The sequence below is a fragment of the Mycobacterium sp. P2_H7 genome (assembly GCF_056403275.1).
Genome location: NZ_JBFUFU010000049.1, coordinates 1 through 470 on the forward strand (window position 1 = coordinate 1; position 470 = coordinate 470).

A 470-nucleotide genomic window follows, 5' to 3' on the forward strand; every position below is an offset into this window, starting at 1 on the left:
TCCAAGAAGAGGTCCGATCGCCGCAGCACTGCTGGCGGTGGATGCGTGGATCGATTCCTCGCTCTACGAAATCGGCTTCAAGGCCGGCCAGTTCTGGGAATCGGCAACCATTTTCTCGCGGCGCTTCCGCGTCACCGGCTGGCGGCGCGGCATCATCGAGGTGCTGAGCGAAGGTTTTACCATGGGCGCCGGCGGCTTCGTGGTGCTTCTGGCGCTGGCGATGCCGGCCTTCCAGATCACCACAGGCGACTGGCGCAGCCAGGGCGATTTCGCCGTCACCTTCCTCGACCGCTACGGCAACGAGATCGGCCAGCGCGGCATCATCCAGCGCGATTCCGTGCCGGTGGACGAGATGCCGGACCAGTCATCAAGGCGGTGCTGGCGACCGAGGACCGGCGCTTCTTCGAACATTACGGCATCGACGTTCTCGGCCTGTCGCGCGCCATCTTCGAGAATGTGCGGGCCAATTC

2 protein-coding genes are annotated in these 470 nt (G+C 64.3%); one reads left to right on the forward strand and one right to left on the reverse strand.

The features are described from left to right. Positions 1–63: 63 nt before the first annotated feature. Complete coding sequence (locus AC1DY7_RS31280) at positions 64–279, reverse strand: hypothetical protein (RefSeq protein ID WP_477497643.1); 216 nt, start codon at positions 277–279, stop codon at positions 64–66. 96 nt (positions 280–375) lie between these two features. On the opposite strand from AC1DY7_RS31280, the gene AC1DY7_RS31285 reads away from it, so the two are divergent. Beyond that, on the forward strand, positions 376–470 hold a 95-nt coding region (locus tag AC1DY7_RS31285), incomplete at its 3' end, for a transglycosylase domain-containing protein (RefSeq protein WP_477497644.1).